The organism is Streptomyces boncukensis (genome assembly GCF_011045075.1).
GTDB lineage: Bacteria > Actinomycetota > Actinomycetes > Streptomycetales > Streptomycetaceae > Streptomyces > Streptomyces boncukensis.
On record NZ_JAAKZZ010000035.1, the window covers coordinates 14,298 to 27,544 of the forward strand.

Sequence of the window (13,247 nt, forward strand, 5' to 3'; positions counted from 1 at the left end):
TGCCCTCCGGCCTCGAACCCCGGCAGGTCCCTCGGCTCGAAGAACCGGCGGCCCGCCACCCGCTATGACGTGGGCAAAACCGTCAATCGCCCCGAGAGCCTCATCGAACGCAACCGGCTCAGCCAATAAAGCACAAGCTCACAGGTATGCGTAGGCGTCGCGCCACGCGATGGTCATGTACGAGGTGCTGGTGGGATCGGTGCCGGTCAGCACGCAATCACGGCGGCCCGGCGGCAATCGCATCTCGTCCAGGCGCGGCGAGGAGCGGTAGAGCAGTCCGGCGACAGAGGCTCCATCGCGAAGCACCGTACGAGCCCATGGCCGCGGGTCGATGGTGACAGCCTCCCCTGCCTTGAGGGTGAGGTTGAGATGTGCCTCCCACCGGTCCACCACGCGGACCCCCGGCTTGCGCACCGGCCCGTAGATGGTGATGACGGGCCAGGTGGGGCGGGTGCCGCCGATGACGGCCTCACCGGCGATGAGGGAGGAGCCGGGCCCGGTCATCGACAGCGGTGTGGTCAACGGGCCGACCAGCCCTTGATGCGGTGGTGGAGCTATGTCCACGCGCAGGGTCTGCTCCGTGTCGTCGTAGGCCACGCCGTCGATGCACACAAACGTGGCCAGAACTGGGGTGTAGCCCTGCCGGGTCAGCTTGCTGGCCACCGGGTCGAACTTGCGGGGGCGGCCGTAGAAGCGGCGCGCCCGGCCTCCCTGGACGGTGCGCAGCACGGCGGGGGTGGCCCAGCGGCGGCGTACGGCCTCGGCATCCCACGCCTGCGCCATGTGGGAGACCCGTTCCAGGGTGGCGTTGTGGCGACCGGCCGCGGTGGAGGCGTCGTCCACGGCGTCGACGCCGACCTCCAGGGTGATGGTGGACGCGGCACGCCAGTCCTGGCCCAGCCGGATCCCGTCGCCGCGGGGCATCGCGGCATCACCGGCTTCCGTGTCGCCGCGGGCGATCTCGTACGGCTCGATCAGGTAGGCGCCGTCGGCGAGCGTGCCGAAGGTGAAGTCGGCCCCGGGGTGGATGCCGTCGGCGTCGTAGGAGAGGTTCCACTGGCCCTCACGCAGTGGCATGCGCTCCCCCGCGACGGATCTTCCGCAGCTCGTACATGGCGTCGGCGAGGGCCTGGCCGGGTGTGGTGCGCTCTGCGGTCATCGTCAGGTTCAGGTCTCCGCCGATCAGGGCCGGGGCCGCTGCCTGAGTCCGCTGGGAGCGGGGGATGCTCGCCTGGGTGCTGGTGCGGTGCAGCCGCATCGGCCCGGCGGATGCCTGCTGGGCGACGGCACCGTGCGCGAAGTAGACGACCTGCCCGCCGAAGATGCGGGCGACCTGGGCCAGGATCGCTTCCGAGCGCCTGCGCTTCTCGCGGGCGAGGGGGATGTACGCCTCCCCGCCGGTCTCCGGCTCGGCCCACAGCCGGAAGGTGGGGTGCGGTGGGGATATCTGGGCGACATGCCGCTCAGTGCCGCCGTTCGCGTACGCGCGTGCCCGGCCCGCGAATATGTTGCCATCGGCGTTCCAGTAGCTGCCGCCCGGCGCGAACGTGCCCTTCTTCATCGCGGCCTTCGTCTTGCCGCTGTAGACGTAGTTGGTCCGCACGGTGATGGTGCGGCTGCGCAAGGAGTTGATCGCCTGGCGCAGTGACGCGACGCCAGCACGCTGGGAGCCGGTGGGCACGGTGATCCGCACGTTCTTCCCCTTGGTGTTGCGGATCTTGAAGCCGAGGCGTTCCAGCTCTGCACGCGCTACCGCGGTGGGGGCGCGCATCACGATGGTCTTGCCGTGGGTTGAGGCTACCTTGCGTTTAACCGCCTGCAGATCGGCGATTGCGCGGGAGATCACCGCTCGCACGGTGACCTTCTTGCCCCGCGGAACCCGGGAGAGGTCTGTTACGAGAGCCTTGAGGTTCGTGCGCGCCTCGCCGGTCGGGGAGCTGATCGCGACCTTCTTCGTCCCCGGGATGCGGTGCACCTCGAACCCGAGGGAGCGCAGCGCCGCGATGGTGTCGCCTGTCGGCGCGTCGATCTTCAGCTCCTTCTTGTCCGGCAGGGACAACAGCCGTCCGGACAGGGCGAGAAGCTCGGTGTTGGTCTTGGTGATGCCCTTGGCCTTGAGCAGCATGGTCACGGTCTCGGGCATCAGCCCCATCTTGTCCGCCAAGCCCTCGGCTTGCTGTTTCGTCAGGCCGAGGTCCATGCCGTAGCGCACCGCGGCGGAGCGGGCCTTGTTCATCTCGGCCTGCCCCTTCTTCAGGGCGCCCGCGAGCGGCTGGCCGTTTACCTTTGCCATGTCGACGGCGGCAACGGCGGCTGCCGCCGCGCTGTCGCGCAGCTCCTTGAGGTTGGCGGAGAACTGCTGGCCGGTGCGGGAGGCGGTGTTGATCGACCCGTCGGCCTGGATCAGCTTCTTCGCTGCGTCGTCCAGCTTGTGTTTGTTCTGGTCGATGGCGTCGTTGACGGCGAGGATCGCGGCGTTCACGCGGGTCTGCGCGTCGTGGAAGGACTCGCTGCCGCCGTTGAGCGCGTCTAGGGCCCGCTTGAGGCTGTTGACCTTGTCGTCGGCTGATGCGGTGCTGCGGGACATGCCGTCCACGGCCGCGCGCAACTGCGTGAACGCGTCGGTGCCCCGGTCCCCGACGCCGGCCAGGTCCTTATAGCCCTGCTTGGCCTTCCCGAGCTCGCCTCGGACGCTCTTGAGGGCGTCGGCTGCCCGCGCGGCCTTCAGCCCTTGCTTGTTGTATGCCTGCACCGCGCCCTGGCCAGTGGTGATCCACTCCATGTTCGCCTTCGCGGTGGCCTCCAGCCGCTTCTGGAGTTTCCCGAGGGATCCGTCCTGTTCCAGGTAGGCGTCGGTCAGCTCGCCGAGTGATACCCCGGCCTCCCGCATCCGGTCGACGAGCTTGCCCTTGCCGTCGGCGACCTTGGTGTCCTGCAGGAGCTGCGCGGCTTGGGCGCGTACGTTCGCGTCGATCTCGCCGTTGGACTCGATGAGGGCCTGGGAGAGCTGGTCGATGCGCTCCTCATGGGCCTGAGCCGCACGGGCGGCTGCCTCCTGCTTGGAGGCGAGGAGTCCGAGGCCGATCGTGACCCCGGTGATCGCGAGGCCGAGAGGCCCGCCGAGAGCCGACACCATTCCGCCCGCTGTCCTGGAGACGACACGGCTTGCTGCCCCGACTCCGCGCAGGGTCCCAGTGAGGCGTCCACCTTCCTGGGCGGAGCTGCGGTACGCGGCCCCCATCCGTTGCCACATGCTGATCTGCGGTCCCACCACGCCGGGGCCGAGCGTGCCACGCATCGTCGAGCCGAGACGCGTGATGGACGCGCCCGCAGTGCGGGCCTGGGCGCCCAGGTTGCGGAGCATCCCAGCGACCCCGGTGACGATCTTCAAGGCGAGCATGGTGCCGAGGAATGCAGCCAGCGCGGTGTTTGCGCCGGGGATCACGCTCATCAGGCTGTTGAAGGTGTGCAGCAGCCCGTTGAAGGCGACCAGGAGGACACCGAGGCCGCTGCCCGCGGCCGACAGGTTCCCGATCGCGGTGGCCAGGTTGGAGACGAGGCTGACCAGGGAGGGCCCTATGGAGTGGCCGATGCTGTTGAAGAAGGTGCCGAGCGCGGGCATCAGCTGGGTGCGGATCTGGCGGATCAAGTTCGTGACGCCGCTGTCCCTGGCGGCACGGCCTAGCCCGCGGAAGAAGTCCCCAACGAGCCGGTTCAGCTCGTGGAAGGTCGGGGCAGCGTCGCTGAAGAGCCGTTTCATCGACAGCTGACCCTTGGCCGAGTTCGCCCACCGGTTGAACCGGATCATGGTGCCCTCAAGGCCATCCAGCAAGGCGTTGCCGGTCTCCTCCGCGGCCCGGCCGACGCCTGTGATGCCCTTGCCTGCCTGGAGCGTCGTCCGGCCCAACTGGGCCGCCTTGTCCCCAGCCTTATCAAGAAACCGGGCGAGTGAGCCGGTCTCCCGCCCGGCCTTGGCCGAGGCCCGCGCCCACCGGGTGAAACGCTCAACCCCTTGGCTGACCCTCTCGACGAAGGGGCCGGAGCCCACCAGGAAGTCGAGACTCGCGTGCCCCAGGTTCGCGAGCCCATCGGTCATGTGCCCGATGGCGGTGCTATTGGTGGCCGCGATCTTCCTGAAGTCCCGGCGGAAGACACCGGTCTGCATGAACTGCGCGCCGCGCTTGGCCAGCGACCCCATTTCACCAGCAGCGTCGCCGAGGGAGTCCCGCAGCAGCGGCAGCGTCGCGGACGAGAGCGGCTTGATCTCCTTCTCGATCTTGGAGAAGAAGCGCTCTTGCACGGACTGGCGCATCTTGCTCCATGCGCCTCTCAGCCCCGAGATGTGGGTAATGGTCTTGCGGGCCGATGCCGACAGCCCGTCAAGAGACTCGGCGAGAGCCTGCTGCTGGGCTTTGGTCTGTTTCGCACCCGAGGCGGCCTGCTGCTGGGCCTTGAAGGTCTGCTTCAGAGCCTCGCCGAAGCCGCCGAAGGCGACTCTCGTGCCGATGGCCGCAGCACCGGCAGCGGTGATCAGACCCGGCAGCGCACCCAGCACGCCGACTGCGGGCGCGGCTGCCGACACCAGCGCGGTCAGTGCCGCGCCGTATTGGGTGAGCGCGGCTACGGCGGGCTGGGCAACGGCCAGCAGGGAACCGATGCCGAGCATCCGCAGCATCCCGCGGCGGCGGGGCCTCCGCATCCGCACCGGGACGGTGACCGGTGTGCGGTCGGCTTCTTCCTGAGCACCGCCGATCAGTCCACGCAGGCGGGACAGCAGCCCGCCGCCACGGCCGTGACCGTCCGAGTCCCCGTCGGGACGAACGGGCAACCGTACGTCGGCACCTGATACCCGTCGCGCGATGGCGTCCAGCTCCGTACGGAGCCGGTGGTCGTCGACCTTGACCTTGATCTTGGCGTGGACGCCCTTGGAGGCTTCCTTGACGGCCGTCTTGAGCTTCTTGCGCAGGCCCTTGGCGTCGACCTTGACCTTCACCTTGACGGCCAGACCCTCGGCCGCTGCCTCGACCTTCGTCCGCAGCTCTTGGGCGAACCCGGCGAGGTCGGAGGTGACCGGCACCTCCAGGCGCCCGGCTTGCAGGCCCTCAGCCACGGTGGACCATTCCTCTCTGCATCGCAGCCGCGAGCATCTGTCGGTGCCCGCTCATCTGCGAGGCAGCAGTCGACTGCCGGGGCTGTGCACCGGGCCGCTGTGCTGCGGCGGAAGCGGCGGGGTCGTACGGACGGGGGACGGTCGTCGGCTCGTCACGGCGCCGGTCGGCGGCCAGGATGCTGACCTCTTCGACCAGCAGGGCCAGGAGTTCCGTGTGCGTGGTCCACCCGTCAATGTGGGCGGACTTGACGCGGGATTCCTCTGGGAGCCCATCGATCAGGACGGTCAGACGCCTCAGTCCGAGGAATCCGGGCTGTCCTGGCTCGCGCCAGATCCCTCGGGCGTCGAGTCCGTGGTGGAATCGGCTGAGGTCGGACTCGACATCTCCCCATCGTTCTCGGAGGAGGCGCCCGGTCCGAAGAGCTTTCCCAGGTCCACGCCGTAGACCTTGATCAGGCCGGTGGTGAGCCGGACATACGCGGGGAGGGAGGGGCCCAGGCTCTCGAACCGCTCGTACTCCTCCTTCCCGAGTAGGGTGCGGTGGACCTCGTAGATCGCCTCGACGAACCGGCGCGGGAGCTGGGGGCGCTTGAAGAGGAAGTCGATGACGGTCGCGGCCGTCGGGTTCTCGCTGGCCTCGATGACGTCGCCAAGCAGCCCGACGAGGTCCAGTTCATCGGAGAGCAGCGGATCCAGGGCCCTGGCGGGCAGTTCCGCGGGGTAGACGAACTGCTCGTCGCGGAACTTGATGGGGATGCCGTTGGGGTACTGGACTTCCCGGCGTTCGGCGGCGTCGAGGTCGATGACGAAGGACATGATGGCTGGCCTCTCGTGGATCCGGCTGAGTTCGGGTGTGGCAGCGCGGGACGGTGGCAGCCACGCGGGGCTTGCGTCGCGCGCTGCTGCGCGGATCAGTCCTCGGTGGGAGGCTCGACGGGCGGGATGGCCGGGGCGAACGCGGGATCATCGGTGATCACGTACCAGGCGTCGGTGTCGTCTCCGCCCTGTACGGCCAGACGCAGGGGCAGCACGGACTCCTTGGTTTTGGCGAGTTCGGTGTTGACGCCCTCCATCTGCATTGTGCGCGGGAGCATGTAGCGGTAGTGCTTGCCGCCGTCGATCACCTCGATGCACGCGGCGATCTCAGTGCGGCCACCGATGCGGGGCGGCGTGAACCGGTAGTGCTTCCTGGAGTCCTGAGCGGTGATCTCGCTGATCTGGCCGCCGCCGTACACGGCCTGGAAGTTGGGCCCCGACCACTGCTGCAGGTCGACCTCGATCGTTGAGGCGTCCTGGGTCTGGAAGGTGCGGGTCGGGTAGCTGGACTGGGCGCTGCGGACCTGCTCGAAGTTCGGCTCGTTGTTGAACTTCAATGAGTCCTCGGTGGTGAGACCCACCGAGCGCCAGCCGTCCGGCATTGCCACGGTGGCGTCGGTCGGTGCGGTCGTGGCGACCGGCGCCAGCCACACGCGGGTGAGCGAGGGGATGACGATCTCGTTGTTGTTGGCGGTCTCGCCTGCCATGGCGGGCTTCTCCCTGGGGGCTGGTGATCGTGCCCCGGAACCTTGGGGAGAGCGAATGGTTAACGTCGCGCGCTGGCCGAGTGCTACGGCGCTTCCCACAGGGTCCGCGCGATGTGCTCCGTTCCCCGCGGTGTACGAGGACGGCTCGCGCAGTGCCAGCCACCGCGCGGCGGGCGCTGCGCGACGACCCGCCACCCGGCACCACGCAGGCTCGCGCCGCTCTCGCCTTCCTGCGTGTACGTGATCAAGCGGGCGTAGCCCAGCGCCTGAGCCGCACGCCACGCCGCGCCGTACAGCATGCTGTTGGCGTTCCGGACGCCGTCCGTCGCCGTACGGGTGGCCTCCAACGTGTGCCCGTTGTCCAGGTACCGTGCGACAGGACGCCCCACGATCGCGACGGCTCGGAGCAGCCCATACTGGTCGGCAGCGCCGACTGTGAAGACTGCGCCGGGTGGCGGCTTGTGGTGTCGGTGCCACTCGGCTACGAACGCGTTGGCGTCTCTCTGCCGCACGGGCACGAGGTGCAGTCGGATCTCTTCGTCGGGGTCTTCCACCGGTTGGCCTCTTCACCTACGGGTGCAGGGTGACCAGCAGGCCGAGGAGCCAGCGCGGCTGCCCGTCGACGAGCGGAGACCACATCAGAGTTCCGGAGGGTCGGATTCCGCTGATCACGGGCCGGCCGGGGATGTGCGGGGTGGCGGGCATCTCCGTCGCGGCCGTGGCGCAGACAAGGATCAATCGCCGCAGCTCAGCCTGCCCCGGCCAGCCGCCGGGATCGCCGTATGCCTCCAGCGTGACCTCGGGACTGGTGGCCCAGGTGAGGTCGCGGAGATCACCACCAGCGCCGTGGGTGACGCGTAGGTGCGGCCACGGCGCCTCGGCGATCCCGGACACGCGCCCCGGGCCCTCCAGGGCTTCGGTGACCTTCGGGTGTTCGTGGAGCCACGTGAGCACTGCCGAGACCGGATCGGCGTCCGCCAACTCGTACACGGCGGCCATCACGTGCGGGCGATATAGCCCTGTCGGCGCAGGCGACGGGCGTAGTCGGCGGACACCCAGATCTTCGACCCCGGCGGGTGGTCGGTGCCCTCGATATTGAGGTGGTGGGACAGGACGATGCTTTCCACACGTCCGTGGGGGTTGGCGGGTGCGACGCGGGCTGCCTTGGACCCGGCTGTGCGCTGCGGTTCAGCCCCGGCGCTGGTGTTCTTCGTGGTCATGGAGCGCACTGTGTGCGACCCGTGCCGTTTGCGTCGCACGCTGATCGGGAGACCTGTAGCCATGCCGCTGGCGCGTGTCAGCGGCGAGCGGCCACGATCGCGGCGGCCTTGGCCATGAAGTGTGTCCCGTCGGCTACCAGACCGCCGGGATAGACGGTGCCCACCTCGGCTTCGACGACCATCGGCCCGCGGGCGGTGACGGTCACAGTGACCTTCTTGCCCGTGACGATTGGCTGGCCTGTGGTGATGTTCCTGGCGATGCCCTGCGGGTCGACCATCGTCGTGCACCGGCAGTTCTTCAGGTTCGCGACCGCGCGGGACGACTCGTCGCGCGGTTGGAGCATGTAGGTGCTCGGGCCGACGCCGCGGTGATGGCGATCCCAGTCCATCGAGCTGACCGTGAACCGCAGGTTGTCCGGCACGGTCTGCCCCTGGGCGCTGATGTGTGTGGGGCGGACCTTGTCGTCGGCCACCGTTACCCACCGCTTCGTCGGGGGCGCGAGCCGCTTGGCCTCGACCTCGACCTGGCGGGCGACGCGCTGGATATGCGGTGCGACCATCCGGACGACCATCGCCTCCAGGCCGGGGGTCGGGGTGAACTTCGCCATCAGGGCACCTCTGGGGGATTCCGGGTGGCGATGACCTGCACGTAGTCGACAGTCGGGCAGTCGGGCACTTGGTGGTTGCGCGCGGTGGTGACGGTCCACGAGGTGCCGGTCTCGTCGCTGATCGTGTCGCCTGGCTCGACTGGCCACGCCTGCGGGGCCAGTCGCAGCGACCAGGTGTCATCGGGCTGTTCCAGCGCTGCTCCCGGCCACGTGCCGCGTGACTCGGGCCGCTGACTCGGGTGCGGTGGGACTGGCACGCCGTTGGCGTCCCGCTCCCACGGGTGATCGAGTACGTACAGCGTCAGGTGCCGGTTCGGCAGGACGACGGCCACCAGCGTGCTCCTTCCCTCGTCAGCGCCAGCGGGAGCGGCTGGAGGAATACGGCCACGGAGCGCGAGGCGGCCCGCCGACCCGTTGCAACGCCAGACGGCGCAGGCCGTTGAGCGAGGCGAGTGTCGGCAGTGCGCCGGCCTGCCCGGTGCTCGGTGCGCTCTCGTATGAGATGGACTGGCCTTCCGCGGAGACAGAGGAAACACGACGGCCGCCGTCCTGATCCGGGCGTTGCCGGATGGACTCGGCCGCGTGCGCGACGACGTAGCGGACAACCTTCTCCTCCCGGGCGCCGTCGAGGCCGACCAGGAGATCCACGTCGTAGGTGCCGTCCGGGTTCTGCCGCCACGCAGTGACCTCCACGAAGTCGTCACTGAGATCGACGGGCCAGGAGCAGGGGTCTTCGGGGTCCCCGATCCCGGACGGGGAGACGGCCCGCAGCGTCACCGCGCGTGGCACCAGCGGCCGGTTGAGGTAGGCCACGACATCGGCCTGTGCATCCCGGAGCGTCTGCTCGTACCGGCCGCGTTGCGCAGCGGTGAGGGGCAGGGCCACACCGAGCGCGTCGGCGACAGCTTCGGGCGAGCCGACGAGGCCCTGGCCGAGCGGGAGGTCCAGCCGCACGGAGGCATCGGTAACAGGGTCGGCGCCGTGGCTGGGCGTGAAGGTGACCGAGCCCCAGTAGCGGCCCGGCGGCAAGATCGGCAGTGTGAAGCGGTACACCCCGGCCCGCAGGCGCACGGCAGGACCGGCGGACCCGGCTGCGGGCTCGTCCCGCTCGGGCGTGGCGTACAGGTCGAGGTGGCTCACAGCGCCACCGGCCGGGGCCGGGTCGTACTGCGCTCCGGCCCACAGAGGTTTGTGATCGTAGACCGACACCCGGTCCTCCCTCACTGCTCGCTTGTGCTGCGCGTGGCCTGTGCGACGAGGCGTTCGCGGATCCGGGCGGCGATCTGCTCGGACACGACGGCGCCTTGGGGCTGCAGGAGCCGGGTGACGGGGTTGCGGTGCGGGCCGAGAAAGGTCCGCTCCACCAGGCGCACGGTGCACGTGAGGCTGGATCCGAACGGGGTGAGCTGCGCGAACACCGCCTCCGGGTCTGCTGGGGGGAGGCCGGTGGCGTCGTCGAGGATGACATCGGCCAGGTGATCGTTGTCCGGGATGACCTCGGTGGACGTTGCGTACGGACTGGGCTCGGGGGACTCTGGCGCTGCTTCGATGTGGGGCGGCTCCAGCGGCGCCGCATCGGGCGTCGGCGTCGTGTCGGTACCGGTCGGGGCGGTCGCCTCGGTGGGGGCGTCTTCCGGCGCGGCCTTTCCGGTCGAGGTCTTGCGGGCGCGGGTGGTGGCCATCCGGGGCTCCTCAGCGGGTGTCGATCCGATCGCGTGAATCCTGCACAGGGACCCTGCTTGTGTCTCGCCCGCAGCAGGGCGATGAGCTCCATGTCGCGTCGAGTGGCTGGGGCAGGGCGAAGGGTGCTGTCCCACTCCGCTGGAAGCCCTGAGTCCATGCGCGGTCCCTGTCATGCATGGGTGCGGTCAGTCGTCGGCCGAGGGCTCCGGCAGCTCCGGGGCCGGGTCGTAGGTGAACCCGTTGGCTTTGGATGCTGTCCCGCCGTCGTCGGCGATCTTGACCGTTACAGCCCCAGGTTCGCCGGGCGGTGTCGTGACGGTCAGCTCGTCGGCCGACGTGATACTCAGGCCGTCCCCGGCCACGCCGCCAAAGGTGACGGCGGAAACGCCGTCCAGGTGCTCGCCAGTGATGGTCACCGTGGTCCCACCGCTCTCCGGCCCGTGATCCGGGCTGATGCTCGTGAGAGCGGGCATGGTGAAGTGCCCGTCGATGACGGAGCGGGCGACGATGGCGCCGACCGGGTAGAGCAGGGATCGTTTCGACCCTTCCGGTCGCCCGTCACCGCGGCCGTACGGTTCGGAGACGTATACGTCGTCGGTGACTCGCACCGGCGGGTCGTCGAGCGTCGTCGCGGGGAACGCGTCTTTGGCGATGCGCGTGCCGTCCTGCCGGTAAAGGCCCATGGGGTTCCGTCCTTGTTGCGCTGGACCGGGAAGGGTGGGGGTCGTGGTGTGTTTGGATCGGTCTGGGCGAGCAGGCGAGGTCGGGGCGCTTGCAGAACGGCCACTAATGATCTTGCACGTGATTTGCCGTCCTGCCGCGGCGGGAGGAGAGCCTGGCGATGTCGGCTCCCCTCTCACGCCTCACCTGGGGCACAGGTCAGTCGGTCGGTTCGGTCCAGGTGCCGATCACGAAGGACTCGGGGCGCGGAACCTCCAGGGCGACCCTTTCGTCGGCACGGAAGGTGATCAGGCCCTTCTCGAAGTTGTCCGCGTTTTCCGAGCTGACGGTGACGCTGACGTTCTCCCTGTCGTGCAGTTGAGCGCCGAGGCCGAACGCGCCGATGAGGAAGTTGCCGTCGGCCATCGCCGTGGTCTCGACGACGTTCAGCCGCCAGACCTTCTTCTCCGCGCCGACGGCAATCTGCAGGGCGACGCGGAAGGCGCCGTTCTTGTCCTCCTCGACTTCGACGTGCTCCCACATCGTCGGCGACAGGACGATGCCCGTCGGGTCGTATTCGGCGAGCAGGGACTTGGTGATCGCGCGGCGGATCTGGACGCTGTACTGATCGGCCCCGAGGCCGGTGTACTGCTGGACGCCGGGAGTGTTGAAGATGCCGGTCAGCGACTGGCCGTCGCCTACGGAGTGCAGGAGGTCCCAGTCCTCCTGGTACTTCACGCCCTCGATCATCCTCGTGTTGATGAAGGTCTTCAGGCGCGGCTCGTCCGAGAGGATGTTCTTGTGCGCGTCGAGGAGGTGGGCGATCTCGCTGACCGGGTACATGACCGGGACCAAGGACAGCTTGGAGCGCGGCGCGCGACCCCAGACGTCGGTGTCCGCACCTGTCGGAGGGCTCGTGCCGTCCTTCGCGTAGCGCTCCTTGACCTGCTTGGCGTTGTTGGTCCAGCCGGTCTCGCGGGCGCCGTACAGGACGGACTGCTTCGTCGACGACTTCGGGAACAGGTCGCGGATGTGGAACTTGCGGTAGGCCCGCTCGGCGATGCCGAGGTTCTGGGCCGAGCCGAGGGTCTGGTGGGTCACGCTGCCGGCCGAGAGCGAGAAGATCGACTTGCCTTCCATCTCGGCGCGCACGTACGGCCGGTCACGGAATCCGGCCTCGGCCGCATGCCGGTAGGCGTCGGAGTCGACGAACAGGTCGCCGAGGCTCTTGCCCTCCATGTCGGACTGCGGCGACTGCCCGTAGTGCATGCCCGCGACGGGGGGAGTGTCGGGGGCGTCGAGGTACTGCTTGACCTCGGTCATGCCCTCGGCGTCGGCGATGAGCTGCTTGAGTTCCATCGCCTCGGCAGAGACCTTCCTGAAGGAGTCGGCCTGCTCGGTGGTGACGACGAAGCCGCCGTTGTCCTCGACCTTGAAGGTCTGGCTGATCCGCTCGGCTTCGGCGGACTTCTCGGCGAGCTGTTCCTTGAGGCTCTTGATCAGGCTCTTGTTCTCAGCCATCGCGGCGTGCTCTCCCTGGCGCTGGGGTGCGGTTGACATGCGTCGCTCGCCCGGTCAGCACCGGGACAACCCGACAACGTGGGTATTTGAGGGACCGAGGGTGGTTAACGTCTCGTGCTGCTTGTCTTTCGGGTTCGGAGAACAGCAGCGTGTAGAGCTTGATTAGCTGTCCGACTGCGGACGGCCAGTACGCGACGGACGAGAAGCACGGATCGGCCGCCCTTGACACAGAGGTTGAGTCGCTGCCGTGGTCAACGCTGAAACTGAAATGCGGCGAGCTGGGCCTTCACCTCGTCGGCTCCGAGACGCACAGTGTTCTCCGGCTCGTCGTCCCGGGTGCCAACGCTGTCGGGCGCGGGCACGTCGTGGGTGTCGCCGTGATCCTCGTCGTAGGGATCGTCGTCCCACAGGTCGATGCCGCTGATGACTGGTGCTGCGGGAGAGGGCTCAGAGTCGTCGTCGCCGGGCGTGACGTCGAGGCCCTTGGCGGAGAGTGCGTCCATGAGTTCGCTGACCGTGGCTCGGACGGGGGCGAGCTGACCGGGCCCATCGGCTGCCTGGATACGGGCTGTGACGTCAGCTAGGGCGCGGATCGTCGGCTGTACGACACGGTTCTCGGCGGCTTCGGCTCCCGTGGCTTCCCGTGCCGGGCCCTGGTCGGGGATGACGACCGTGGTCAGCTCCACTGGCTGCAGCGTGCCCAAGGTGACATCGGGGCCGGTTGCCTCGTACGGGATGGCGTAGGTCGTCGGCTCGGCGGCGTCCTCGTGTACGGAGACGATGACACGGTCCGGATAGGTCGCCTCCACGCAGCTCCAGGTGCCGTCTTCGGTCGCGAGGAGGCGGCGTACGGCCTGGGCGACGCGGTCGCGGATCTGCTCGTAGGACGGGGGAAGTGGCTGCATCGGTGGCATGGGGGCTC

14 protein-coding genes are annotated in these 13,247 nt (G+C 68.8%); all 14 read right to left on the bottom strand.

What is annotated here, in order from left to right; translation table 11 throughout:
• Nucleotides 1–138 precede the first annotated feature (138 nt).
• Nucleotides 139–1,077, bottom strand: coding sequence for a hypothetical protein (locus G5C65_RS05850; RefSeq protein WP_165297545.1), 939 nt, complete (start codon nt 1,075–1,077; stop codon nt 139–141).
• Nucleotides 1,064–5,077: a WXG100 family type VII secretion target gene (locus tag G5C65_RS05855; protein ID WP_338146246.1), complete on the bottom strand. Its 4,014-nt coding sequence runs from the start codon at nt 5,075–5,077 to the stop codon at nt 1,064–1,066. The genes G5C65_RS05850 and G5C65_RS05855 overlap by 14 nt, the downstream gene beginning before the upstream one ends.
• 327 nt (nt 5,078–5,404) lie before the next feature.
• Nucleotides 5,405–5,926, bottom strand: coding sequence for a hypothetical protein (locus G5C65_RS05860; protein WP_165297547.1), 522 nt, complete (start codon nt 5,924–5,926; stop codon nt 5,405–5,407).
• A 95-nt stretch (nt 5,927–6,021) separates the two neighbouring features.
• Entirely contained in the window at nt 6,022–6,633 is a 612-nt protein-coding gene (locus G5C65_RS05865) for a phage tail tube protein (RefSeq protein WP_165297548.1), read from the bottom strand.
• 83 nt (nt 6,634–6,716) lie between these two features.
• Nucleotides 6,717–7,187 (bottom strand): XF1762 family protein, encoded by a 471-nt coding sequence (locus G5C65_RS05870; protein ID WP_338146247.1) that lies wholly within the window; start codon nt 7,185–7,187, stop codon nt 6,717–6,719.
• A gap of 16 nt (nt 7,188–7,203) precedes the next feature.
• Nucleotides 7,204–7,632 (bottom strand): hypothetical protein, encoded by a 429-nt coding sequence (locus G5C65_RS05875; RefSeq protein WP_165297558.1) that lies wholly within the window; start codon nt 7,630–7,632, stop codon nt 7,204–7,206.
• Nucleotides 7,632–7,853: a hypothetical protein gene (locus tag G5C65_RS05880; protein WP_165297549.1), complete on the bottom strand. Its 222-nt coding sequence runs from the start codon at nt 7,851–7,853 to the stop codon at nt 7,632–7,634. The genes G5C65_RS05875 and G5C65_RS05880 overlap by 1 nt, the downstream gene beginning before the upstream one ends.
• A 77-nt stretch (nt 7,854–7,930) precedes the next feature.
• Entirely contained in the window at nt 7,931–8,461 is a 531-nt protein-coding gene (locus G5C65_RS05885; RefSeq protein ID WP_165297550.1) for a structural protein, read from the bottom strand.
• Nucleotides 8,461–8,793: a hypothetical protein gene (locus G5C65_RS05890; protein ID WP_165297551.1), complete on the bottom strand. Its 333-nt coding sequence runs from the start codon at nt 8,791–8,793 to the stop codon at nt 8,461–8,463. The genes G5C65_RS05885 and G5C65_RS05890 overlap by 1 nt, the downstream gene beginning before the upstream one ends.
• Before the next feature lie 19 nt (nt 8,794–8,812).
• On the bottom strand, nt 8,813–9,670 hold the full coding sequence (locus tag G5C65_RS05895) for a hypothetical protein (protein WP_165297552.1): 858 nt from the start codon (nt 9,668–9,670) through the stop codon (nt 8,813–8,815).
• 11 nt (nt 9,671–9,681) lie between these two features.
• Nucleotides 9,682–10,143 (bottom strand): hypothetical protein, encoded by a 462-nt coding sequence (locus G5C65_RS05900; RefSeq protein ID WP_165297553.1) that lies wholly within the window; start codon nt 10,141–10,143, stop codon nt 9,682–9,684.
• Nucleotides 10,144–10,329: 186 nt separating this feature from the next.
• On the bottom strand, nt 10,330–10,827 hold the full coding sequence (locus G5C65_RS05905) for an IPT/TIG domain-containing protein (RefSeq protein ID WP_165297554.1): 498 nt from the start codon (nt 10,825–10,827) through the stop codon (nt 10,330–10,332).
• A 196-nt stretch (nt 10,828–11,023) separates the two neighbouring features.
• On the bottom strand, nt 11,024–12,325 hold the full coding sequence (locus tag G5C65_RS05910; RefSeq protein WP_165297555.1) for a phage major capsid protein: 1,302 nt from the start codon (nt 12,323–12,325) through the stop codon (nt 11,024–11,026).
• A gap of 251 nt (nt 12,326–12,576) precedes the next feature.
• Nucleotides 12,577–13,247: hypothetical protein (locus G5C65_RS05915; protein WP_206441274.1), on the bottom strand; the 671-nt coding region annotated here is incomplete at its 5' end.

Coding starts and splice junctions, on each gene's coding strand:
- G5C65_RS05850 (WP_165297545.1), bottom strand. CDS start 1,077: ATGCCACTGCGTGAGGGCCAGTGGAACCTCTCCTACGACGCCGACGGC.
- G5C65_RS05860 (WP_165297547.1), bottom strand. CDS start 5,926: ATGTCCTTCGTCATCGACCTCGACGCCGCCGAACGCCGGGAAGTCCAG.
- G5C65_RS05865 (WP_165297548.1), bottom strand. CDS start 6,633: ATGGCAGGCGAGACCGCCAACAACAACGAGATCGTCATCCCCTCGCTC.
- G5C65_RS05875 (WP_165297558.1), bottom strand. CDS start 7,632: ATGGCCGCCGTGTACGAGTTGGCGGACGCCGATCCGGTCTCGGCAGTG.
- G5C65_RS05880 (WP_165297549.1), bottom strand. CDS start 7,853: ATGACCACGAAGAACACCAGCGCCGGGGCTGAACCGCAGCGCACAGCC.
- G5C65_RS05885 (WP_165297550.1), bottom strand. CDS start 8,461: ATGGCGAAGTTCACCCCGACCCCCGGCCTGGAGGCGATGGTCGTCCGG.
- G5C65_RS05900 (WP_165297553.1), bottom strand. CDS start 10,143: ATGGCCACCACCCGCGCCCGCAAGACCTCGACCGGAAAGGCCGCGCCG.
- G5C65_RS05905 (WP_165297554.1), bottom strand. CDS start 10,827: ATGGGCCTTTACCGGCAGGACGGCACGCGCATCGCCAAAGACGCGTTC.
- G5C65_RS05910 (WP_165297555.1), bottom strand. CDS start 12,325: ATGGCTGAGAACAAGAGCCTGATCAAGAGCCTCAAGGAACAGCTCGCC.